The organism is Flavobacterium melibiosi, assembly GCF_048158545.1.
Lineage (GTDB): Bacteria > Bacteroidota > Bacteroidia > Flavobacteriales > Flavobacteriaceae > Flavobacterium > Flavobacterium melibiosi.
Genome location: NZ_JBLNKU010000016.1, coordinates 64,635 through 89,995, shown reverse-complemented (window position 1 = coordinate 89,995; position 25,361 = coordinate 64,635). Strand labels below are relative to the sequence as shown.

General features: G+C 33.7%; 15 protein-coding genes, 4 tRNA genes and 2 pseudogenes. 1 reads left to right on the top strand and 20 read right to left on the bottom strand.

From position 1 onward, the window contains the following. Positions 1 to 51: 51 nt before the first annotated feature. Positions 52 to 1,578: a RagB/SusD family nutrient uptake outer membrane protein gene (locus ACM55F_RS16815; RefSeq protein ID WP_416854985.1), complete on the bottom strand. Its 1,527-nt coding sequence runs from the start codon at positions 1,576 to 1,578 to the stop codon at positions 52 to 54. 18 nt (positions 1,579 to 1,596) lie between these two features. Then, positions 1,597 to 4,620: a SusC/RagA family TonB-linked outer membrane protein gene (locus ACM55F_RS16810; protein ID WP_416854984.1), complete on the bottom strand. Its 3,024-nt coding sequence runs from the start codon at positions 4,618 to 4,620 to the stop codon at positions 1,597 to 1,599. A 383-nt stretch (positions 4,621 to 5,003) separates the two neighbouring features. Here ACM55F_RS16810 and ACM55F_RS16805 point away from each other — a divergent pair. Next, a pseudogene (locus tag ACM55F_RS16805) lies at positions 5,004 to 5,599 on the top strand (IS256 family transposase); the annotation flags it as partial. Between the two features lie 230 nt (positions 5,600 to 5,829). Here ACM55F_RS16805 and ACM55F_RS16800 read toward each other — a convergent pair. The 18 genes and pseudogenes from ACM55F_RS16800 to hpf all read right to left on the bottom strand — a co-directional run bounded on the left by ACM55F_RS16800 (position 5,830) and on the right by hpf (position 25,332). Continuing rightward, complete coding sequence (locus tag ACM55F_RS16800) at positions 5,830 to 9,996, bottom strand: hybrid sensor histidine kinase/response regulator transcription factor (RefSeq protein WP_416854983.1); 4,167 nt, start codon at positions 9,994 to 9,996, stop codon at positions 5,830 to 5,832. 177 nt (positions 9,997 to 10,173) lie between these two features. Further along, a pseudogene (locus tag ACM55F_RS16795) lies at positions 10,174 to 10,349 on the bottom strand (transposase); the annotation flags it as partial. A gap of 242 nt (positions 10,350 to 10,591) precedes the next feature. Further along, positions 10,592 to 10,951 (bottom strand): hypothetical protein, encoded by a 360-nt coding sequence (locus ACM55F_RS16790; protein ID WP_416854982.1) that lies wholly within the window; start codon positions 10,949 to 10,951, stop codon positions 10,592 to 10,594. Positions 10,952 to 11,253: 302 nt separating this feature from the next. Then, a complete protein-coding gene (locus tag ACM55F_RS16785; RefSeq protein ID WP_035670440.1) occupies positions 11,254 to 11,565 on the bottom strand; it encodes a DUF3467 domain-containing protein in 312 nt (103 codons plus the stop codon). 10 nt (positions 11,566 to 11,575) lie between these two features. Next, positions 11,576 to 15,889, bottom strand: coding sequence for a DNA-directed RNA polymerase subunit beta' (gene rpoC / locus ACM55F_RS16780; protein ID WP_416854981.1), 4,314 nt, complete (start codon positions 15,887 to 15,889; stop codon positions 11,576 to 11,578). 243 nt (positions 15,890 to 16,132) lie between these two features. Then, entirely contained in the window at positions 16,133 to 19,945 is a 3,813-nt protein-coding gene (gene rpoB, locus ACM55F_RS16775; RefSeq protein WP_416854980.1) for a DNA-directed RNA polymerase subunit beta, read from the bottom strand. 275 nt (positions 19,946 to 20,220) lie between these two features. Next, positions 20,221 to 20,589, bottom strand: a complete 369-nt coding sequence (rplL, locus tag ACM55F_RS16770; RefSeq protein ID WP_039109063.1) for a 50S ribosomal protein L7/L12 — start codon at positions 20,587 to 20,589, stop codon at positions 20,221 to 20,223. A 90-nt stretch (positions 20,590 to 20,679) separates the two neighbouring features. Beyond that, entirely contained in the window at positions 20,680 to 21,192 is a 513-nt protein-coding gene (gene rplJ, locus ACM55F_RS16765) for a 50S ribosomal protein L10 (RefSeq protein ID WP_039109062.1), read from the bottom strand. A gap of 22 nt (positions 21,193 to 21,214) precedes the next feature. After that, positions 21,215 to 21,904: a 50S ribosomal protein L1 gene (gene rplA / locus ACM55F_RS16760; RefSeq protein ID WP_039109061.1), complete on the bottom strand. Its 690-nt coding sequence runs from the start codon at positions 21,902 to 21,904 to the stop codon at positions 21,215 to 21,217. A gap of 13 nt (positions 21,905 to 21,917) precedes the next feature. After that, positions 21,918 to 22,355 (bottom strand): 50S ribosomal protein L11, encoded by a 438-nt coding sequence (gene rplK / locus ACM55F_RS16755; RefSeq protein ID WP_035639405.1) that lies wholly within the window; start codon positions 22,353 to 22,355, stop codon positions 21,918 to 21,920. Positions 22,356 to 22,423: 68 nt separating this feature from the next. Next, positions 22,424 to 22,975, bottom strand: coding sequence for a transcription termination/antitermination protein NusG (nusG, locus tag ACM55F_RS16750; RefSeq protein WP_416854979.1), 552 nt, complete (start codon positions 22,973 to 22,975; stop codon positions 22,424 to 22,426). A 10-nt stretch (positions 22,976 to 22,985) separates the two neighbouring features. Further along, positions 22,986 to 23,183, bottom strand: a complete 198-nt coding sequence (secE, locus tag ACM55F_RS16745; protein WP_039109059.1) for a preprotein translocase subunit SecE — start codon at positions 23,181 to 23,183, stop codon at positions 22,986 to 22,988. Between the two features lie 18 nt (positions 23,184 to 23,201). After that, positions 23,202 to 23,272: transfer RNA gene (locus ACM55F_RS16740), tRNA-Trp, on the bottom strand. Between the two features lie 61 nt (positions 23,273 to 23,333). Further along, positions 23,334 to 24,521: an elongation factor Tu gene (gene tuf / locus ACM55F_RS16735; RefSeq protein WP_039109058.1), complete on the bottom strand. Its 1,188-nt coding sequence runs from the start codon at positions 24,519 to 24,521 to the stop codon at positions 23,334 to 23,336. Between the two features lie 59 nt (positions 24,522 to 24,580). Continuing rightward, positions 24,581 to 24,652: transfer RNA gene (locus tag ACM55F_RS16730), tRNA-Thr, on the bottom strand. Between the two features lie 70 nt (positions 24,653 to 24,722). Next, positions 24,723 to 24,803 (bottom strand) — tRNA-Tyr (locus tag ACM55F_RS16725). Positions 24,804 to 24,865: 62 nt separating this feature from the next. Next, a tRNA-Thr gene (locus tag ACM55F_RS16720) sits at positions 24,866 to 24,939 on the bottom strand. Between the two features lie 90 nt (positions 24,940 to 25,029). Beyond that, the gene (gene hpf / locus ACM55F_RS16715) at positions 25,030 to 25,332 is read right to left on the bottom strand and encodes a ribosome hibernation-promoting factor, HPF/YfiA family (protein ID WP_039109464.1); all 303 of its coding nucleotides are present in this window, start codon (positions 25,330 to 25,332) and stop codon (positions 25,030 to 25,032) included. Positions 25,333 to 25,361: the final 29 nt, after the last annotated feature.

The following is a 25,361-nucleotide window of genomic DNA, read 5'->3' as shown; positions in this document are numbered from 1 at the left end:
AAAATCACTTTTCGGGCAGCCACCATTAACAAACAAACTTAACAAATTATATTAATAACCTGGATTTTGATCTGCAGTTGTTAGCGCTTTATTTTTAGCAATTTCTGATGCAGGAATTGGATATAAATCATTTTTAGAAGTATATCCTTTACTAGATAACTCTGCATTAGCTCTTCCCCATCTAACTAAATCCCAAAAACGCTGTCCTTCAAAAGCTAACTCCAAGAATTTATCATTTACAATAGCGTTAAACAAATTTGCACCTGTTAAGGACGAAGACACATCAGCTAATCCAGCTCTATTTCTAATTTTGTTTAATTCTATTCTCGCTTTGTCATCTTGTCCTTCCTTATTATAAGCTTCGGCCGCAAGTAACAATACTTCAGCATATCTAAATAATCTCAAGTTTGTACCATAATTTAATGCTGCAACACCACCACTGCTTGTTTCTGAAGCACGTGCAGCATATTTTGTTCTGATACCTCCTTCATAGTCCCAAGGGGTGCCAGTTAAACTTCCTCCAAATGCATTAAGTTCCGCTTCACTCATTACTGTAGCAGCTTTACGATTTACATCTCCTGCAGTATCAAAAGCATTTAATATTTTTGCTGTTGGCAAGTTAAAGCCCCATCCATTACTCAATCCAGTACCTGTCAAATTAAAGTAACCATCACCACGAGCACCCATTAATTGTATAAATATGTTACTTTCTTGACGACCAGCAATAGTTTGATTACTCCAATCGTAACCTTTTGTAGTAATAAAGCCTACTTCGAATAAAGACTCTTTTCCAAATTCTGAATCTTTTAACCAAACTTTTGAAACGTCTGACTCTAAACCATGAGCGGGATTATCTATTACAGCTTTTAAATAAGGAATTGCAGCAAGAGTTTTTCCTTGAAAAATCAACACTTTCCCTAATAATGCTTGAGCAGCCCCTTTTGAAACTCTAAAATTATTTTTAACCGCGCTTTTATCTGGCAAACCAGCAATAGCAACAGCTAAATCAGCTTCTATTTGAGCATAAATTTCTGCTCTTGAACTTTTTGGTTTAGCAAAAGCATCAGCGCTAATTGTTGTTGGATTTTCTAAACGCAAAGGCACATCACCCCACATAGTTGTTAGCTCAAAATAACACCAAGCTCTCATAAACTTTGCTTCTGCAATTGCAAAGGTCTTATTGCTTAAACTTCCTGCTTCAACCTTCTCTATAATAGTGTTTGCAAGTGCAATTGTTTTATATTCCTTATTCCAAACACCTTCCAAAGAGGGATTAGAAATAGATATATTTGCATAATCATCAATATCTTGTAATTGCTTTTGATCTGTTGCATTACCACCACCGGCATTAGCCTCATCACCAGGCAGTACTTTAATAAAAAAAGCTGAATTCCAGGCCTGATCATTATTAAATTGTACAAGGTCATACAATCCAATTAAGGCTTCTTCCGTATTACTTTCACTATCAAAGAAAGTTGTACTCTCCAGCACACCTACCGGAGCTACCTCCGTAAAATCTGAACTACATGATACAGTTATAAAAAATATAACCATAACACTATATATTATTTTTTTCATATTTAATGTTTTATTTTATTAAAATTCAAGTGACAAACCAAGTAATACTTTAGCAGCTATTGGATAAAATCCTCTATCTACCCCTATACTATTATCAGAAAAACTTCCTGCTTCAGGATCCAAACCATTATATTTAGTAAAAGTAAAATAGTCGTCTAAAGACACATAAGTTCTTAGTTTTCTCAATTTCAATTTATTAGAAACTTCATTAGAGAAATTATATCCCAATTGAATTTGTTTAATTCTCATATAAGAACCATCTTTTACTACTAAATCAGTATCATATGCAGATGTTGCATATTGCGCAGCAGGATAAGATGCAATATCTCCTGCCTGTTGCCATCTACCTGTAAAAAATTGAATTGGTTTATTGGTGATCGGTCTTGAAGTCTGGTGGTAAGCTTCAAAAATATCATTCCCTTGCGTACCTTGAATTCTAATGTTTAAATCAATGCCTTTATATCCAAATTCAATATTTCCTCCATAAAGAATATCAGGGTGAGGAGAACCGATTTTTGTTTTATCGTTTGATGTAATTCCAGCTACACCATCGGTGTCTACAATATTTATTTGTCCTGTTGCAGGATCTATACCGTCAGTTTTGTATCCATAGAAATACCATAATGGTAATCCTTTTTGAAAACGAGTTACACCATCATTGTTTTGTGGTGCAAGTGCGCCTATTATAAAACCATCATCACCTACATAATTAATTTCGGTAACTTCATTATGCAAGGTTGACAAATTAAGGTCTATACCATAACTAAAACCACCCACTGTTTTATCACTGTAACCCATTTCAAATTCAAACCCTTTATTTTCAACTGTTCCAGCATTAATAGAAGGAACTCCTACACCTAAAGATGGAGGTGCAATGATATTTCCATTTACAAGAAGTAAATTTTTAGTTGTTTTAACATAATAGTCAACTGAAAAATTTAGCCTATTATTTAATGCTCGTAAATCTAAACCTAAATCCAATTGTTCAGAACGTTCCCATTCTAAATTAGCATTTGGTAAATTCCCTGGAGTAATACCACTTACGCCTTCGTAAACAACTGGAACTGTTGTAGCGACTTCTGTTGCAACAGTTTGAAATATTAAGCTGCTTATGTAAGTACTTAAATTGTTATCACTACCATTTTGTCCCCAACTAGCTCGTAGTTTTAGATAATCAATTTTCGAACCTTCTTTCCAAAAATTTTCTTTAGATACTAACCAACCTGCAGAAGCTGCCGGGAAATACCCCGATTTTTTTGAAGTCGGAAAAAAACTAGAGGTATCGTTACGCAACGAGCCTTCTAATAAATATTTACCCATATAATCATATGAAATTCTTCCAAAAACTGAGCTTCCTTTTTTCTCAACAATACTACCACCAATTACATCATTATCTCGGTTTGCATAGTCAAAGTATGCAAATTGGTCTGTTTGATCATGAATTTCCGATCCGCGTAAAGAATAAAATGGACTCTTAGTTTTCTCAGATGAATACCCCAATAATCCTGTTATATTATGATTACCAAATTCTTTAGTGTAGCTCGCAAAATTTTCCCATAACCATTTTGAACTTCTTGAAATCTGATTGTTTAATGTTACAGTAGAATTTTGAGATTCTGAAGATACAACCCAAATAGGACTCCATCTATTATCAAACGTATTTGTTCTTTCATATCCGAATCTAGACGTAAATGATAAACCTTCTGCTAAATTCAATTTAGCAAACACCGATGTTAAAATTTTATCCGTATCAATACCTCCTCTAAATCTGTAATTTGCAGATGCCACAGGGTTGACAGCCTCACCAGTTGCATAAGTTGGGTATCCGTAAACATTCCCATTACTATCTGTCATAGCTGTTCCTGCAGCTACTCCATCTAAAGCTCTTTGTGGTAAAGTTCCTGTATAAATTACTGGCGTTAATGGATCTATAACTAAAGCATTAGTTACAACTCCACGTGTTGAATCATCTTCAGCAATTGGTGAAGACCCTATATTTGAATAGGTTATATTAGAACCTATTTCTAGCCAATTATTGACTTGAGTTTTAAGATTAAGTCTTCCTGTAAACCTTTTATAGTTTGAATCTTTACCAACAACTCCATCTTGATCCATATAGGAACTTGAAAAATAGAAAGACGTTTTCTCGTTAGCTCCAGAGATACTTAAATCATGTCTTTGTGTAGCTGCATTTTGAAAAGTTTCATCTATCCAATTTGTATTAATACCGTTATCAACTACATGGGTTCTTCCTGCCTCTTGGAAATAGGTTACAAATTGAGACGCATTCATCAACTTCATATTAGTCCTAACTGATTGAGTACCTAATTGAGTGCTATAGCTAACTACTGTTTCTCCAGGCTTACCTTGTTTAGTTGTAATAATGATAACTCCATTTGCTCCTTGTGTACCATAAATTGCAGAAGATGCTGCATCTTTTAAAACCTCCATGTTAGCAATGTCATTTGGAGAAATATTATCTATAGAACTTACTTTCATTCCATCAACAATATATAATGGATCTGAATTTCCATTAGAACCGGCACCTCTAATTCTAACTTTAGAACCAGAACCTGGAGCCCCAGAAGAAGATACAACGGTAACACCTGATGTTTTACCCTGTAACACGGACTCAACACGTGCTGACGAAGAATTTTGAATATCAGCAGAACTAATACTAGAAATTGCCCCTGTTACTAAACTTTTCTTCTTAGCCCCATAACCTACAACCACAACTTCGTCTAAAACAGCTGAATCCTCTTCCAACACTACATTAATTGGAGATTTCCCTTTGTAATTAATCTCTTGGGATTTAAAACCTATAAAAGTGAAGACTAAAACATCTCCATTCTTAACATTGATTTCAAAAGCCCCATTAAAATCTGTTTGTGTTCCTGCAGCAGTACCTTTAACCGATACATTAACACCTGGGATAGGACCTGTTTTATCGGATACAGTACCCGATACTGATTGAGCATAAATAATACTTCCAAATAATAAGAATACTGGAAGTATTAGTTTTTTTAGCAGTTTGTTTTTCATAAAAATTTTTTTTTGGTTAGTTTTAGTACTATGAGATTTAATTTTAAAAAAGATTAATGTGAATAATCAAAAAGTGCTGAGAGCATCTAATAGTAGTATTTCAACAAATTAATTCAATTTAAAAAATTTGAATTCTATAGTTTGGCAAATGTTAAGAAAATACAAAAATTTAAATATCAATTTTAAAGCAATAACTATAATTTTTAAAGCTATTACGCATTTAATTAGCTTTTAAGCGATATTTTTATAGTCGATGCAACAATTTTTATAGTCTTAAATTCCATTTTAACTATAAAATATCCCTTTGCAAACGGCCTTCTATGATATTTCGATCCTATAATTGATTTATTTACATATCCAATAAACCATTAGAAGACCTTTAATTAATTGTTTGGATGGATGACATTGTTTTTAAAGTTAGAGAAGGCTCAAAAGTCATCTACAAAACCATCTTTTTAGCCTTAGGCCCAACAGAAAAGGATAAAAAAGAAGATTTGGGGATACGGTTCGGCAAATACGAAAGCAGCAGTTTTTGGATGAGTATCTTAACCGATTTAAAAGCTTGTGTTGTTGAAGACAGAAGTGTTTTTCCAAAATCCAAAACACAAATATGCATGGTTCATCAAATTAGAAACGCTTGTAAACACGTTGCTTGGAAGGACCGTAAGCAATTTACTGCCGATATGAAACTATCATAACGCTCCAACCAAGCAAGCCGCAGAGCTGGCTTTAAAAGATTTTACCGACAAATGGGAAAACAACTATTTTTATGTACTCAAATCCTGGCACGATAACTGGAAGGAGCTAACGGTATTTTTTGACTTTCCAATTGTAATCCGAAAAAACATTTATGCCACAATTTAATTGAAAATCTTACTGGTAAAATCCGAAAATACACCAAAAATAAATTGTCATTCCCCACGGATGAGGCAGTTCTAAAATCAGTGTTTTTTTGGCTTTAAGAGAAGCAACCAAAAAATAGTCCATGCCGATTCAAAATTGGTGAATTGTTTTAAACCAATTTACCCTTATATTAAAAAAAGGCTCCTATTATAAAATCGAAGCCTAACTTTTTAACTTACACACTTTTGGGGAGAGTGTCGTTTTTATTACATATCCATTTCAACTTACACCCTTTTTGGAATAGTGTACTTGGTGGGTTTAAAAATGAGGATTCTACACTGATTTTCTAATCGACTAAACCAATCATCAAAGCTCGTTTTTATTGATTTTAACATCTGTAGGTAATATACCAAAATAACTCTTAAAGCATTTTGTGAAATAAGAAGGGGAAGAAAATCCAGTTTTATAACATACTTCGCTTATACTTACATTGTCCTTTTCCAAAATTTGTTTTGCTTTTTGAAGTCGAACATTTCTTAAAAACTCATTAGCGGTCTGGTTAGTGAGCACTTTAATTTTTCTATAAAACTGGCTTCTACTCAATTTTAATTGAGTTGCAAGTGATTCTACATTTAAATCCGGATTACTTATATTCTCTTTAATATAGTTTAACACTTTCTCAATAAATTCTTTATCTAAGGATAATGTTTTAATTCCCTCAGGCACTGTACTAATTAAACTAAAATATTTATTAAAAATTAACTGCCTGCTAGTTATTAACTGGGATAAGCGCAACCTTAATAACCTCATATCAAAAGGCTTAACCATATAAGCATCTGCACCCACTTCAATACCTTCTATTCTATCTTCGATTTCAGTTTTGGCAGTAAGCATTAATACAGGAATATGACTTGTTCTTAAATCTCTCTTTATATTTTTACAAAAATCGAACCCATCCATTTCTGGCATCATGACATCTGTTAATATAATATCCGGAAGAAACTCATTAGCTAAATCAATTCCACTTTTTCCATTATTAGCAACTAAAACCTTGTACTCATTTTCAAGTTCTTTTTTTAAATAATCTCTAAGTTCGTAATTATCTTCTACTATTAACAATGTATATTTATGTAGATTTTCATCTATATCAATTCCCTTTTCCTTTTCTATTTCAAAATTTGTAAGTGCTTGTTCCTTTTTAACTTGAACCGCTATACTATTTAAAAGTATTTCATTATCATCAAAATGAGACTTGCCCATTGGCAATATGATTGTAAAAGTTGTTCCTTCTCCTACTTTACTGTCAACTTCAATTTCGCCTTTATGTAACCTAACAAAATCTCGAACCAATTCTAAACCAATTCCTGTACCTCCGTAATAACTTTTATTTAAATTTTCAACTTGATAAAAACGCTCAAATATTTTTTCCACTTCTCCTTTTTCAATGCCCGGACCCGTATCAGAAATAATAATCTCTACCGCTTTTACCCCCTCAGTTTTATTTACTAAAGGTAAATGGAATAACTTATCCGTTGATTGAAGGTTGATATTGATTGTCCCACCATTTGGTGTTACCTTAATAGCATTTGATAGGATATTGAAAATAATCTTTTCCAACATATCTGCATCACTCCAAATTGATAGATCTGCTACATCTGAATCTAGATCAAATTCTATTCCTTTGATAGATAATTCTTCTCTAAAATGGATTACAACATCTTTAATAAAATCCACTAAATTTAATTTCACAGCTTTAACCTTTAATTTATTTGATTCAAGTTTTTTAAAATCTAATAGCTCGTTAATCAATCTATAAAGTCTATTGGTGTTTTTATGAATAATATTTAACTTTTCTTTTGTTCGTGTTGCAAGGTTTAAGGTATCATCTCTAATAATATCGTCAATAGAGTTCATAATTAAGGTAAGAGGTGTTCTTAATTCATGGGATATATTAGTGAAAAACTGAAACTTTTTTTCATTTAAAGCCTTTTCTTGCACTCTTTTATTTTGTTCTAGAATTATTCCTTTATTTTTATTCAACCTAATAAGCATCATCTTATTAAAATAATAGCCCCCCAAAAGCAACAAAACAACATAAGAGAACAAAGCTATATTTGACTTCCACCAAGGTGGTAAAACAGTTATTTTTAGTTCTAATATTTCTTTATTCCATTTACCATCACTATTGGCAGATTTTAATTTGAATATATAATTACCCTGTTCCAAATTTGTATAAGTGGCACTTCTTAATCTACCAACATAATTCCATGATTTTTCTAAACCTTCAAGATAATAAGCATATTGATTTTTTTCGGGTCTTGTATAGTTAATGCCTGTATATTCAATAGTAAATACAGATTGGGTATTATTTAAAGTAATACTCTTCGTTTCACCAATAGCACTTTGAAGAGGCGACCCTTTCTGATTAGTCGTAACCGTTTTATTAAATAACTTAAAGTCTGTTAAATATAACGATGGTAAAACATTATTAACTAAAATATTTGAAGGGTTGAAATAATCTAATCCAAAATAATTACCAAAATAAATGATTCCTTGTTCATCTCTAAAAGTAGCATTTCGGTTAAAATCATTAGAAAGAAGTCCATCATTTTTTGTATAACTAGTAAACCTATTGGTTTTAACGTCTAATCTTATAATTCCTGAATTTGAGCTAAGCCAAATATTTCCTTTTAAATCTCCAATAATACCCACTATATTATCGGCTTCTAAACCATTTAGTCTGTTATACCATTTAAAACGATCAGTTTTACCGTTGTATTTACACAAACCACCACCTCTTGTTCCAATCCATATTGAACCGTCTTCTCCTTCATATAGTGACCAAACGGCGTCAGTTTTTGCGTAATTTTTAAGTTCTTTAGACATCCTATTAGCCATTGATACAATAGAAAACGTATTCCCTGCTAACTTTTTAATCTTAAACAAACCTAAACTTGTTGTCGCTACCCAAAGATTACCTTTTTTGTCAACTAATATTTTAGACACGTAACTATCTGAAATACCGTATTTTAAAAATACCCCTGACCTGTAATTTGTAAATTTTCCTGTTTCCGGATTGAACGAATGCAGACCTTTGTCCCAACTAGCAAACCAAATAGTTCCTTCTAAATCTTCCGTAATACTGATGATATTATTGGAGGTTAAACCTCCACCTGAATTATTTACTGTGAAATTAATGAATTTTTTATTGCCATTCTTTAAAAAATATACCCCTCCATTCCAAGTACCAGCCCATATATTTTGTTTACTGTCAATAAATAATGCTTCTACGTAATTATTGGTCAGCCCCGAAAACACCTTGTTTTCTGTAGGGCCAATATGAGTATACTGACTCGATTTAGGATCAAAAACATCAATGCCTCCTCCATCCATAGCTAACCAAAATTTATTAAAATGATCTTTTACAATAGCAGTAACAGAATTTATTTGTAATGAATTAGGAATGCCAGGTATACTTTCTAGATTTTCAAACTTATCATATAACTTGTCGTAAACACCAATTCCTGCATTGTAATATCCCATCCATATACGTTCATTACGATCCAAAAATAAAGACCAAATAGAATTAGATAGAATATTTTTTATTTCGTATTTACTTGATAAATAATGATTTAAAATTTTCCCATTGGAATCAATATGAAATAACCCTTCATTCTCCGTACCACACATTAAGGTTTTGTCCGGTAAAGTAATAATTGATAAAAGACGATTTTGTGAAATTTGAAAATGATTTATCTCTAATAGATGATCTTTACTATTATCATTGCTCTTAATTTTAAATAAGCCTGTAGACACAGTTCCAATCCATATATTATTTTTTTCTATTAATAAACATTGAATAGGGTCATTAATGGACTTAAGCCCTTCTTTATTTTTAAAAACAGAACGTTTAAGTGTATTTGTTTTAGCGTCAAACTCTTTAAGACCTCTATCAGTTCCAGCATATACCTTTCCCTTAGCATCTACCTGAAGCGCATTTATCGTAATAGTTGAAGTTAAGTTAGATTCTTGACATAATATTTTTTCAACCTTAAAATTATTTAAATCCATCTTGAATAATCCTAGTTCTACAGTACCAATAAATAAGTTCCCCTTCTTATCTCCTATCAAACTCTTAACCGAAACATTTCTTTTATTTTTTTTGAATTCAGATAAAAGAATTCTTTTAAAACAATCATTCTTGTAGTCGTATAAGTTGAGTCCTTCGTCTGTACCAAACCATAATCTGTTCATATTGTCAAGATAAGAACAATTGATAATATTATTACTTAATGAGGTAGGATCGTTTGGTTTGAATTTATATGTTTTGTAATCACTTCCGTCAAATTTATTTAATCCAGCTCCACCGGTACCTAGCCAAATAAAACCGTAGTGGTCTTGAATTATTGTATGTACGCCAATTTGGGAAATGTTTTCTTTTATATTAACAAATCTATATTTTTCAATTGGTTTTTGAGCCCAAACAGCTATGGAAAACAACACTAAACAACAAAACAAAATAAAATTTTTCATATTACAACACCCCCTTTTTAAACTAAATATGGATAAAATTAACACTTAAATTTTATAAATCATTTAAATTATACTGACAAATTAAAATTATCACATTTAATGATAATTTGTCTATTAACTGTAACAATAATTTAGGGTAGACAAATTAAATTGTGTGTCGTTATTTCAGGACGGGACATCATTTATGGTTCTAAAATTAGGTTGCAAACCACCTGAAAGCCACATAAAGTAAATGTTTTCCTTAATGGCTCTAGCTATTTTCTGTAAGAATAAGTATTGTTTAAATACCCGTAAAATAATATTTTAAGCAGTATTTTAGAGTGGTAACTAGAAGTTCCACCACCTTTGTATCGTGAGATAATATCAGTAATTTCTTATATTTCAATAACGCAATCTATTAATCTAGCGGAATGATATTCTGAGATTAAATCATTTAAATTCAACGAAAAAAATTCTAATGATGTTTGAAAACGGGCTGCATAATCAGTGTTTTTAGTACTGAAAAATGCCAATAATCAAGATTGAAAACAAAAAAAACTGCCCGAAATTACTTTTCGGACAGCCTCTTTTTATGTGGGTTAAAATCAATTTAATCTTAAGTTAATGAACTCTCTAAATTTACCGCTTTTTTCAAAAAAGCTTTAATTAACAATCTATTTGGAGCCATTCCTGAAGTCATAATTTGTTTCTTTGTGTTAATTCCCTCTGTTGAAATCGTAACGTTAGGATCTTGTTTTGAACCCATGAACCAAAGCACAAAATTCATATTATTAGAAGTAGTACTTGTTGAAACATTATCTTGCTTTGCAACACTAACAACTTCAATAGCATTAGTAGCAACAATATTTTCAGTCGATTGACCAAAAACAGAAACATTAGACAGTAAAAGAATAACTAATAATATAAAAATATTATTAGTTATTTTAGTATCATTATGTTGTGAAATATAGTTCATTTTATGTTTTTTATTAAAATAAAATAAGATGTCTCTCTTATTCTGATACGAAACTATACCATTAAATTTCTAATAAAAAATATTTCCGATGAATCGCCTTAATACTCGTCTAAGCGACAAAATTTGAATAAAAACTCCGTTTATTTATAGCACTAACATGAGGTAATCAACCATTTTCCTTTTAACCTTTTAAATAAAAACAAAGAAAAAGATTGAATTATAATACTTTAAAGAAGGTTTTTCATTAAAAAAATGACAAAAAAAAAGCTCCATTTCTGGAGCCTTTTTTCTATAACTTAGAATTATGCTTGTCCTGCAGGACCAAAATTAAGTGGTATTGAAGGTTGTTCACTATCTTTTATTTCGCCGTGAGCGACTTCAAATCGGTGAATATTTTCTCCAATCGCTTTCAACAATCTTTTGGCATGTTGTGGTGTCAAGACAATTCTTGATTTTACCTTAGCTTTAGGAATACCAGGCATGATACTTACAAAATCTAAAACAAATTCTGAAGAGGAATGATTGATTATTGCCAAATTGGAATAAATTCCTTCGGCAGTTTTTTCATCTAACTCAATGTTGATTTGTTCTTGTTGTTGATTTGAATTGCTCATATCCTTTTTATTAGTAAATGTACTCCTCTTTATTAGCCATCATATCATTGTAATCTTCTTTCGAACCTACAATCGTATTGTCATATTCTCTCATACCAGTTCCGGCAGGGATTCTATGACCTACAATTACATTTTCTTTCAATCCTTCTAAGTAATCGATTTTACCTGCAACAGCAGCTTCATTCAATACTTTAGTAGTTTCTTGGAAAGATGCAGCTGATATAAACGATTTCGTTTGAAGAGATGCTCTTGTAATACCTTGTAAAACCGGTGTAGCTGTTGCAGTAACAACATCACGAGCTACAACAAGATTTTTGTCTGTACGTTTCAAAAGAGAGTTTTCATCACGCAACTCACGAGGCGTAATAATTTGACCTTCTTTTAAAGCACTAGAATCTCCAGCATCTTCAACTACTTTCATACCATATAATTTATCGTTTTGAACGATAAAATCTTTAGTGTGAATCAATTGATCTTCTAAGAATAAAGTATCACCTGGATCTTGTACCCTTACTTTACGCATCATTTGACGTATTACTACTTCAAAGTGTTTGTCGTTGATTTTTACCCCTTGTAAACGGTATACTTCTTGAATTTCATTTACCAAATACTGTTGAACAGCTGCTGGACCTTGAATTCTTAAAATATCATCCGGAGTAATTGCACCATCAGATAAAGGCACCCCTGCTCTTACAAAGTCATTTTCTTGAACTAGAATCTGGCTTGATAATTTAACCAAGTATTTTCTAACGTCACCAAATTTAGATTCGATAACAATCTCACGGTTACCTCTTTTGATTTTTCCAAAAGAAACAACACCATCAATTTCAGAAACAACAGCTGGGTTTGAAGGATTACGAGCTTCTAACAACTCTGTAATTCTAGGTAAACCTCCTGTAATATCTCCTGATTTAGAAGAACGACGTGGAATTTTTACCAATACTTTACCTGCTTTAATTTTCTCACCGTTTTCAACCATCAAGTGGGCTCCAACTGGTAAGTTATAAGAACGAATTAGTTCCCCTTCTTTACCGTAAACCAATAAAGTTGGAATTAATTTTTTAGCTCTGGATTCAGAAATTACTTTTTCTTGGAAACCAGTTTGCTCATCAATTTCAACCATGAATGATTGACCTTGCTCTAAATCTTCGTAAGCAATTTTACCGGTAAACTCAGAAACGATAACTCCATTATATGGATCCCATTTACAAATTACATCTCCTTTAACAACAGATTGACCGTCTTTAACGAAAATACTAGAACCGTAAGGAATATTATTAGTACTTAATAAAATACCTGTTCTCTCATCGATTAATTTTAATTCAGTTGAACGAGAAACTACAATATCAACTGCATTACCTTCACTATCTTCTCCTTTAACCGTTTTTAAATCTTCAATTTCCAGTTTACCGTTAAATTTTGTAACGATACTAGACTCTTCAGATATACCACCCGCAACCCCACCAACGTGGAATGTACGTAATGTCAACTGTGTACCAGGTTCTCCAATAGATTGTGCTGCAATTACACCAACCGCTTCACCTCTTTGTGTCATTTTACCAGTAGCTAAATTTCTACCGTAACATTTTGCACAAATACCTTTCAACGCTTCACAAGTTAATGGTGAACGAACTTCAACTTTCTCGATAGGAGAAGCGTCAATTGCTTTCATTATAACTTCAGTGATTTGCTGACCAGATCTAACTAATATTTCACTAGTTAAAGGATTAATTAAGTCTTGTAATACAACACGCCCTAAAATTCTTTCTCCTAGAGATTCAACTATTTCCTCATTCTTTTTCAATGCTGATACTTCAACACCTCTTAATGTACCACAATCTTCGATATTAACAATAACATCTTGAGATACATCGTGCAATCTTCTTGTTAAATATCCTGCATCGGCCGTTTTCAAAGCCGTATCCGCAAGACCTTTACGCGCACCGTGAGTAGAGATAAAGTACTCAAGGATAGAAAGACCTTCTTTAAAGTTAGAAAGAATCGGGTTTTCAATAATTTCACCACCACCAGCAGTAGATTTTTTAGGCTTAGCCATCAAACCACGCATACCGGTTAACTGACGAATTTGTTCTTTGGAACCCCTCGCTCCAGAATCAAGCATCATATACACTGAGTTGAAACCTTGTTGGTCTTCTCTAATGTTCTTCATTGCTAACTCTGTCAATTGAGCATTCGCTGAAGTCCATACATCAATAACTTGGTTGTAACGTTCGTTATTAGTAATAAGACCCATGTTATAATTTGCAGAAATACCTTGAACTTGTTCTCTGGCGTCTGCAATTAATTTTGGTTTTTGATCTGGAATTCTAATATCCCCAAGAGAGAATGACAATCCACCTTTGAAGGCAAATTTGTAACCCATGTCTTTCATGTTATCCAAGAAAGCCGCAGTTGTAGGTACATCGGTAGCGCTTAAAACGTGTCCGATAATATCTCTAAGGTTTTTCTTAGTCAATACATCATTGATATATCCAGCTGCTTCCGGTACTACTTCATTAAACAATACACGACCCGCAGTAGTTTTAATGATTTGGTAAACTAAGTCACCAGCTTCATTAAAATGTTTTGCTCTAATTTTCACAGATGCATTCAATTCTAATCTACCTTCATTCAAAGCAATATTTACTTCTTCAGCAGAGTAAAAAGTGATTCCTTCTCCTAAAATTTTAAGCTCAGGAGTAGATAAACGTTCTTTGGTCATATAGTATAGACCCAAAACCATATCCTGAGAAGGTACCGTGATTGGAGCACCATTTGCAGGATTCAGAATATTATGAGAACCCAACATTAACAATTGAGCTTCCAAAATAGCTTCTGGTCCTAATGGTAAGTGAACTGCCATTTGATCCCCATCAAAATCCGCATTAAATGCAGTACAAACTAAAGGGTGCAATTGGATTGCTTTTCCTTCAATTAATTTTGGTTGGAATGCTTGGATACCTAATCTGTGCAAAGTAGGAGCACGATTCAGTAATATTGGGTGACCTTTGATAACATTTTCAAGGATATCCCAAACTACAGGCTCTTTCTTATCTATTATTTTCTTAGCTGATTTTACAGTTTTTACAATTCCTCTTTCTATCAATTTACGGATAACAAAAGGTTTGTATAATTCTGCTGCCATATCTTTTGGGATACCACATTCAGATAATTTCAATTCAGGTCCAACAACAATTACCGAACGAGCAGAATAATCCACACGTTTTCCAAGTAAATTTTGACGGAAACGTCCTTGTTTACCTTTAAGGGAATCAGATAATGATTTTAATGGCCTGTTTGATTCTGTTTTTACTGCAGAAGCTTTACGCGTATTATCGAAAAGTGAATCTACAGATTCCTGTAACATACGTTTTTCGTTTCTTAAGATAACTTCTGGAGCTTTAATCTCCATTAATCTTTTCAAACGATTGTTACGTATAATTACACGACGGTATAAATCATTTAAATCTGAAGTTGCAAAACGACCTCCATCAAGTGGCACAAGTGGACGTAGTTCTGGTGGAATAACTGGTACCACTTTCATAATCATCCATTCCGGACGATTCTCACGGTTCAAGTTAGACTCACGGAAAGATTCAACAACTTGTAATCTTTTTAACGCTTCAGTTTTACGTTGTTTAGACGTTTCATTGTTAGCATTATGTCTCAATTGGTAAGACAATGCATCAAGATCTATTCTTGCCAATAAATCCATAATACATTCTGCTCCCATTTTGGCAACAAATTTATTAGGATCAAAATCATCAAGATACTGATTGTCAGCAGGAAGTGTATCTAAAATATTTAAATACTCTTCTTCTGTCAAAAAGTCTAATCTTTGTAATGATTCACCTTCTGCATTTTTAGCAATACCTGCTTGGATTACTACGTATCTTTCGTAGTAAATAATCATATCTAATTTCTTAGATGGAAGACCAAGGATATAACCAATTTTGTTTGGAAGAGAACGGAAATACCAGATATGAGCAATTGGCACAACAAGATTGATGTGACCCACTCTGTCTCTACGTACTTTTTTCTCAGTAACTTCTACACCACAACGGTCACAGATGATTCCTTTGTAACGTATTCTTTTATACTTACCACAAGCACATTCAAAATCTTTTACTGGTCCGAAAATACGTTCACAGAAAAGACCATCACGCTCCGGTTTGTGCGTTCTGTAGTTGATAGTTTCCGGCTTCAATACTTCACCTCTTGATTCTTTCAAGATCGATTCAGGAGAAGCAAGTCCTATTGAGATTTTATTAAACCTTTTTACAGGGTTTTTATCTTTATTGTTATTATTTCTATTATTCATCATAGTTTTTACTATTGATTTATTTGCAATTAAAAATTGATTTTGTACAGACGTAGCAGTGCTGCGTCTCTATCACCTCGAATTACTTCTCTAAACTTCAAATAAAAATTTTGAAGTGCTAATTATAAAACCTATTTGGGTCTAAATAAAAAATCGGAACGGGTTACGGGTATAAATCCTAAAAACTTATATAAATGCCAAAGTAGAGACGCGATTAATCGCGTCTCTACAATTGACAAAATTTATTTATTCTTCTAAACGTATATCAAGTCCAAGACCTTTCAATTCATGCATCAATACATTGAATGATTCCGGTAATCCTGGTTCTGGCATAGATTCTCCTTTTACGATTGCCTCGTAAGTTTTTGCTCTACCGATAACATCATCAGATTTCACAGTCAAGATTTCTCTAAGTGTACTTGATGCTCCATAAGCTTCAAGTGCCCAAACCTCCATCTCTCCAAAACGTTGACCTCCAAATTGAGCTTTACCTCCAAGTGGTTGTTGCGTAATCAACGAGTATGGACCTATAGAACGTGCGTGCATTTTATCGTCAACCATGTGTCCAAGTTTCAACATGTAGATAACTCCTACTGTTGCCGCTTGATGGAAACGCTCTCCTGTACCACCATCATATAAATGTGTATGTCCAAAACGTGGTATTCCAGCTTCGTCAGTCAATTCATTGATTTGATCTAAAGTTGCTCCGTCAAAAATTGGTGTAGCAAATTTTCTACCCAAGTTTTGTCCCGCCCAACCAAGAACAGTTTCATAAATTTGACCAATGTTCATACGTGAAGGTACACCTAATGGGTTCAACACGATATCAACTGGCGTTCCGTCTTCAAGGAAAGGCATATCTTCATGACGAACGATACGAGCAACAATACCTTTGTTACCGTGACGTCCCGCCATTTTATCCCCAACTTTCAGTTTACGTTTTTTGGCAATATATACTTTCGCTAATTTCAAGATTCCTGCCGGCAATTCATCTCCAACAGTAATAGTGAATTTCTCTCTACGTAATGCCCCTTGTAAATCGTTCAATTTAATTTTATAGTTATGAATTAAATCATTAACCATTTTATTAGTTGCATCATCAGCAACCCATTGACCTTTACTTAAGTGAGCAAAATCTTCAACAGCATAAAGCATTTTTTGTGTGTATTTTTTACCTTTTGGTAAAACTTCTTCACCCAAATCATTCATTACACCTTGAGATGTTTTTCCGTTAACGATTAAGAAAAGTTTCTCTACTAATTTGTCTTTTAATTCAACGAATTTAGTTTCGAATTCCATTTCTAAAGCGCCTAAAGCATCTTTATCTTGCGTACGTTTGCGTTTATCTTTTACTGCTCTTGCGAACAATTTTTTGTCTAAAACAACACCATGTAAAGAAGGAGACGCTTTCAATGAAGCATCTTTTACATCACCTGCTTTATCCCCGAAGATTGCACGAAGCAATTTCTCTTCCGGAGTAGGATCTGATTCTCCTTTTGGAGTAATTTTTCCGATAAGAATGTCACCAGGTTTAACCTCGGCTCCAATTCTGATCATACCATTTTCATCTAAATCTTTAGTAGCTTCTTCAGAAACGTTTGGTATGTCATTCGTTAATTCTTCGTTACCTAATTTAGTATCTCTAACTTCTAATGAATAATCATCAACGTGAATAGAGGTAAAAATATCGTCACGAACTACTTTTTCAGAAATTACAATCGCATCCTCGAAGTTGTATCCTTTCCATGGCATAAATGCAACTTTTAGGTTACGACCTAAAGCTAATTCACCATTTTGAGTTGCATATCCTTCCGATAATACTTGACCAAGAATCACTCTGTCCCCTTTTCTTACGATAGGTTTCAAGTTGATACTTGTTCCTTGATTGGTTTTTCTAAATTTAATTAGATTGTATGTTTTTTCATCAGGCTCAAAACTTACCATTCTTTCTTCCTCAGAACGATCGTATTTGATAGTGATGATATTAGCATCTACATATTCAATAACTCCATCTCCTTCAGCGTTAATTAAAACTCTAGAATCAGAAGCAACCTGACGCTCTAAACCAGTTCCAACAATTGGAGCTTCAGGACGAATTAATGGTACGGCCTGACGCATCATGTTAGATCCCATCAAGGCTCTATTCGCATCATCATGTTCTAAGAAAGGAATCAAAGAAGCTGAAATAGAAGCAATTTGATTTGGAGCAACATCAGTGTAATCAACTCTTGTTGGTTCAATTACCGGGAAATCCCCTTCTTGACGCGCAATTACGTCTTCGGCAGTAATTTTTCCTGTAGCATCCATTTGGATATTTGCCTGAGCAATCATCATTCCTTCTTCTTCTTCTGCGCTTAAGTAAACCGGAGTAGAAACTAAATCTACAGTTCCGTTAGTTACTTTACGGTAAGGTGTTTCGATGAAACCCATTCCGTTTACTTTAGCATAAACACCAAGAGAAGATATCAAACCAATGTTTGGTCCCTCAGGAGTTTCAATTGGACATAAACGTCCGTAATGCGTATAGTGAACGTCACGTACCTCAAAACCTGCTCTCTCTCTCGAAAGTCCACCTGGTCCTAGTGCAGATAATCTTCTTTTGTGTGTAATCTCGGCAAGCGGATTCGTTTGATCCATAAACTGAGACAACTGGTTTGTTCCAAAGAAAGAGTTGATAACAGATGATAATGTTTTAGCATTAATCAAATCTATTGGGGTAAACACCTCGTTATCTCTAACGTTCATACGCTCTCTAATAGTTCTAGCCATACGAGCTAAACCAACACCGAATTGTTGAGACAATTGTTCTCCAACTGTTCTAACACGACGGTTTGATAAGTGATCAATATCATCAATCTCTGCTTTAGAGTTGATCAATTCGATCAAATATTTTACAATGGTAATGATATCTTCTTTGGTAAGCACTTGCTTTTCCATTGGAATATCTAAACCAAGTTTTTTATTCATTCTATAACGACCTACCTCACCTAAGTTGTAACGTTGATCAGAGAAGAATAATTTATCTATAATACCACGAGCAGTTTCTTCATCAGGCGGTTCTGCGTTACGCAATTGTCTGTAGATATGCTCAACAGCTTCTTTTTCAGAGTTTGTTGGATCTTTTTGAAGCGTATTGTGAATGATGGCATAATCACCTTGATTAGCATCTTCTTTATGCAACAAAATAGATTTAACGTTAGAATCAATGATTTCTTCCACATTATCTTTGTCGATAATTGTATCTCTATCAAGGATTATTTCGTTACGTTCGATAGAAACTACTTCACCAGTATCTTCATCTACGAAATCTTCATGCCATGTATTCAATACACGGGCAGCTAATTTTCTACCAACATATTTTTTAAGACCTGTTTTAGAAACCTTAATTTCTTCAGCAAGGTCAAAAATTTCTAGAATATCTTTATCTCTTTCAAAACCAATTGCTCTAAAAAGAGTGGTAACTGGTAATTTTTTCTTTCTATCAATATAAGCATACATTACGCTATTAATATCTGTAGAAAATTCTATCCAAGAACCTTTAAAAGGAATTACTCTGGCAGAATACAATTTTGTACCATTTGCATGGAATGATTGACCAAAGAAAACACCCGGTGATCTGTGTAATTGAGATACAACTACACGCTCAGCACCATTAATAACAAAGGTACCACTTGGTGTCATATAAGGAATTGTACCAAGATATACATCCTGAACAATTGTTTCAAAATCTTCGTGTTCTGGATCAGTACAATATAGTTTTAACCTTGCTTTTAAGGGCACACTATAAGTAAGACCTCTTTCTATACATTCTTGAATTGTGTAACGTGGTGGATCTACAAAATAATCAAGGAATTCCAATACAAAGTTATTTCTTGTATCAGTAATTGGGAAGTTTTCCATGAAGGTATTGTAAAGCCCTTCGTCGCCTCTTTCGTCAGATTTAGTTTCTAATTGAAAAAAATCTTTAAACGATTTAACCTGAACATCTAGAAAATCTGGATAATCAGGAATATTTTTTGTAGAGGCAAAATTCAATCTTTCAGTCTGATTTGTTATCATCAATGGACAAAATTTTGATTAAAAAAGTAATTTTTTTTGTACAAATATTGATTTATTTATACTTTCCTTTTACAACCATTACATCTTTAAAAACCAATTTAAGATAACTACTTTCTTATTATCTGTTAATTTTTTTTCCTCGTAATGGGTAAAATGAATTTGTTTTAAAAGGCTATTATGTAATTATACAAGGTAGACTTTTGTTATACGAAAAATGGTTTAGGTCATTGGAAGTATATCCAAGACCTAAACCTAGTTCTCAAAACCGAGTTTAACTATTTAAGTTCAACCTCAGCTCCAGCTTCTTCTAAAGATTTTTTAAGCCCTTCAGCTTCTTCTTTAGAAACACCTTCTTTTACATTACTTGGTGCGCTATCAACTACATCTTTAGCTTCTTTCAAACCTAAACCTGTAAGTTCTTTAACTAATTTTACAACTGCTAATTTAGAAGCACCTGCTGCTTTTAATACAACTGTAAATTCTGTTTGAACATCTTCAGCAGCAGCTTCACCACCACCTGAAACTACTACAGCTGCAGCAGCTGGTTCGATTCCGTACTCATCTTTTAATATTGTTGCTAATTCGTTAACTTCTTTTACCGTTAGGTTAACTAATTGTTCTGCGAATTGTTTCAAATCTGCCATTTTTTCTATCGTTTTAAAATGATTTGTAAAAATATAATTTATTTATTGTGCGCGTTTTTTAAATAAAATTAGAGTAAAACCCTACTTTCATTATGCTTCCACTTCTTCTGTAGCCTCTTCGCTTTTTGCGAATTGGTTTTGAAGAGCAGAAATAACTCTTTGTGCTGGTGATTGCAATAATCCAATAAGTTCGCCGATAAGCTCTTCTTTAGATTTAATAGTTGCTAATGCATCTAATTGATCATCTCCAATATAAATTTCAGAGTTAATAAAAGCTCCTTTTAATACAGGTTTAGCTGATTTTTTTCTGAAATCTTTGATTATTTTACCAGGAGCGTTTGCTATCTCAGAAATGAATATAGCACTATTACCAGTCAAAACTGAAGGTAAATCTCCATAATCATTAGCTGAAGCTTCCATTGCTTTTGCAAGCAAAGTATTTTTAACCACTTCTAATTTAATACCTGCTTTAAAGCAAGCTCTTCTCAAGTTTGAAGTTGTTTCTGCATTCATTCCAGAAATATCAGATACATAAACAATGTTTGTACCAGCTAACTGTGCAGTTAAAACTTCAATCGCGATTGATTTTTCTTCTCTAGTCATACTAAAAATTTTTAACTACCAATTATACTGCTTTAGGGTCCAAAGCAATTGCTGGACTCATAGTGCTAGTTAGGTAAATACTTTTGATGTAAGTTCCTTTAGCAGCAGTTGGCTTAAGTTTGATTAATGTTTGAATAATTTCGTGTGCATTGTCAACGATTTGTTCGCTTCCAAAAGAAATTTTACCAATTCCTGCATGCACAATACCAGTTTTATCAACTTTAAAGTCAATTTTACCAGCTTTAACCTCTTGAACAGCTTTTGCAACATCCATAGTTACAGTACCTGTCTTAGGGTTTGGCATTAAACCTCTAGGTCCTAAAATACGACCTAATGGACCTAATTTACCCATAACAGAAGGCATAGTGATGATTACATCAACATCAGTCCAACCGTCTTTAATTTTTTGCAAATAATCGTCAAGACCTACATAGTCTGCACCAGCTGCTAAAGCTTCCGCTTCTTTATCTGGAGTAACCAATGCTAATACTTTAACGTCTTTACCAGTTCCATGAGGTAATGTTACCACACCTCTAACCATTTGATTCGCTTTTCTTGGATCTACGCCCAAACGAACTGCGATATCAACAGACTCATCAAATTTTGCAGAAGCAACTACTTTTATCAATGCCGCAGCATCTTTAAGAGAATATAGTTTGTTCTTTTCAATTTTTGAAGCAGCCTCTTTTTGCTTTTTTGTCAATTTTGCCATGTCTTTCTCTTAATTAAAAAGGAGAATCTCCTGATACAGTTATACCCATAGACCTAGCAGTTCCAGCAATCATGCTCATAGCAGATTCGATTGTGAATGCATTTAAATCTACCATTTTATCTTCAGCAATTGCCTTGATAACATCCCAAGTAACGCTAGCTACTTTTTTACGATTTGGTTCACCTGATCCGGACTTTAGCTTTGCAGCTTCCAATAACTGGACAGCAGCAGGAGGAGTTTTTACAACAAAATCAAACGATTTGTCTTTATACACAGTAATTTGTACTGGGCATATTTTGCCGGGTTTATCTTGAGTTCTAGCATTAAATTGCTTACAGAATTCCATGATGTTTACCCCAGCAGCTCCTAAAGCAGGTCCAACCGGTGGCGACGGGTTCGCAGCACCTCCCTTAACTTGTAGTTTAACTACCTTACTAATTTCTTTAGCCATTTTTTAAAAAATTTAACATTACAATCATTGGAAGCGATTGTAATGGATATTATAGATGTAACAAAAAATTATACTTTTTCAACTTGCATAAAACTCAATTCTAATGGTGTTTTTCTTCCGAAAATCTTAACCATCACTTCTAGTTTACGCTTTTCCTCATTGATTTTCTCAACTGTTCCATTGAAACCATTGAAAGGACCATCAATAACCTTAATAGTTTCTCCAATATTAAAAGGTATAGAACGAGTATCTGTATTCACAGCCAACTCATCTACTTTACCTAACATTCTATTCACTTCAGAAAGTCTTAATGGCACAGGCTCACCACCTTTAATTTCACCTAAAAAACCAATAACACTTGTTATAGACTTGATAATATGAGGTATTTCACCTATTAGATTCGCTTCAATCATAACATAACCAGGAAAATAAACTTTATCCTTGATTATTTTCTTTCCTTCTTTTACAGTAACTACTTTTTCAGTGGGAACGAGAACTTGCGAAACATAATCACCCATGCCTAATCTTGCGATTTCAGTTTCGATGTATGCCTTCACTTTATTTTCCTGCCCGCTTACTGCTCTAACTACATACCACTTTTTAATACTACTATCTGCCATAACAAAAAAATTACGCTTTTATCCAGTTAAAAAATCCAGCCAAAGCTTTTGCGAAAATTTCATCTACTCCCCAAGTTGCCAAAGCGAATAATACTGAGAAAACAGCAACAACAATCGTTAGACGTTGCACCTCAGCCCAAGCCGGCCAAGTAACATTTGATTTTAATTCTTCAAATGCTTCTGATATGTAATTAACAACTTTTGTCATTATGATTTAGTTTATTTGCACGGGCGGAGGGATTCGAACCCCCATCAACGGTTTTGGAGACCGCTATTCTACCCTTGAACTACGCCCGTCTGTTAATAAAAGCCAGTAACAACCTAAGAAGTTACTGGCTTCTAATTTATTTAATTAGGATTATGCTACAATCTCAGTTACCTGACCTGCACCTACTGTTCTACCACCTTCACGGATAGCAAAACGTAAACCAACATTTAATGCAATTGCACTAAGCAATACAACATCAATAGTTAAGTTATCCCCAGGCATAACCATCTCTACACCTGCTGGTAAAGTAATGATACCTGTTACGTCAGTTGTACGTACGTAGAACTGTGGACGGTAGTTATTATGAAATGGTGTATGACGACCACCTTCTTCTTTTTTCAAGATATAAACCTCAGCTTTAAAAGTAGCGTGTGGTTTAACTGAACCTGGCTTACAAATAACCATTCCTCTTTTGATATCTTCTTTTTGAATACCTCTTAAAAGAATACCTACGTTATCTCCAGCTTCTCCTCTATCAAGGATTTTACGGAACATCTCAACTCCTGTAATAGTAGAAGTTAATTTTTCAGCTCCCATACCAATGATTTCAACTGGATCTCCAGTATTAGCAACACCTGTTTCGATACGACCTGTAGCAACAGTTCCACGACCAGTGATTGAGAATACATCTTCAACAGGCATCAAGAAAGGTTTCGCAACGTCTCTTACCGGCTCTTCGATCCAAGCATCAACAGCTTCCATCAATTCAAGAATTTTTGGTACCCAAACTGGATCATTATTCAATCCACCTAAAGCTGAACCTTGAACAACAGGACCATTATCTCCATCATATTCGTAGAAAGATAACAAGTCTCTGATTTCCATCTCAACTAATTCAAGCAATTCCTCATCATCAACCATATCCACTTTATTCATGAATACAACCATTCTAGGAATACCTACCTGACGTCCTAAAAGGATATGCTCACGTGTTTGCGGCATAGGTCCATCAGTAGCAGCTACAACAAGAATAGCACCATCCATTTGAGCAGCACCTGTAACCATGTTTTTTACGTAATCCGCGTGACCTGGACAGTCAACGTGAGCGTAATGACGATTAGCAGTTTCATACTCAACGTGAGATGTATTAATTGTAATACCTCTTTCTTTTTCTTCAGGAGCATTATCAATTTGATCAAATGATTTTGCTTGACAGTAACCAGCATCAGATAATACTTTCGTTATTGCTGCAGTTAAAGTAGTTTTTCCGTGATCTACGTGTCCAATTGTACCTATATTTAAGTGCGGTTTGGAACGATTAAAATTTTCTTTTGCCATTTTACTTAATTTTTAATCTTAGTTATTATAATTTATTAGTGTTCAAATATTTCATTTTGAGCCAATGTCGGGAATTGAACCCGAGACCTCTTCCTTACCAAGGAAGCACTCTACCCCTGAGCTACACCGGCAGAGAAATCTTCATTTCAAGTTCAACATTTCAAATTTATAAAAATTTGATTTTTTTTAAACTTCATTTTGTGGGGAGAGCAGGATTCGAACCTGCGAAGTTTACACAGCAGATTTACAGTCTGCCCTCGTTGGCCGCTTGAGTATCTCCCCTTTTATTGATTCCCAGTACTTTAAAAGAACTATTTCCAAACGCTTTGGAAACAAAATTTTAGAGCCGGCGGAGGGACTCGAACCCACGACCTGCTGATTACAAATCAGCTGCTCTAGCCAACTGAGCTACGCTGGCAATATCAATAAAAAAGTCCGCTATTTCTAACGGACTGCAAATGTATAGATTTTATCTCTCAATCAAAACATTTTTTCAAAAAAATTTATATTAAATATGCGAACTTATTTTTTCTTTCCTTTTTACTAACAATCGTTCTAAGGATTCAGCACAAAGCTCCACCGCTTCTTCAAAAATTTTACACTGCTTTTTAACTACAAAATCATCTCCCGGAACATTAATTTTTATCTCAGCAATTTTGTTCTCTTTATCACTTGTCTTTTCAACTTTCAAAAAAACATCCACCGACACTACCTTATCGTAATATTTCTCTAATTTGTCCATTCTTTCTTGAACAAAATCCACTAGCTTTTTGTCAACAGTAAAGTTAACTGCATGAACATTTACCTTCATAATCGTTATTTTTTAATAGTTAAACATTT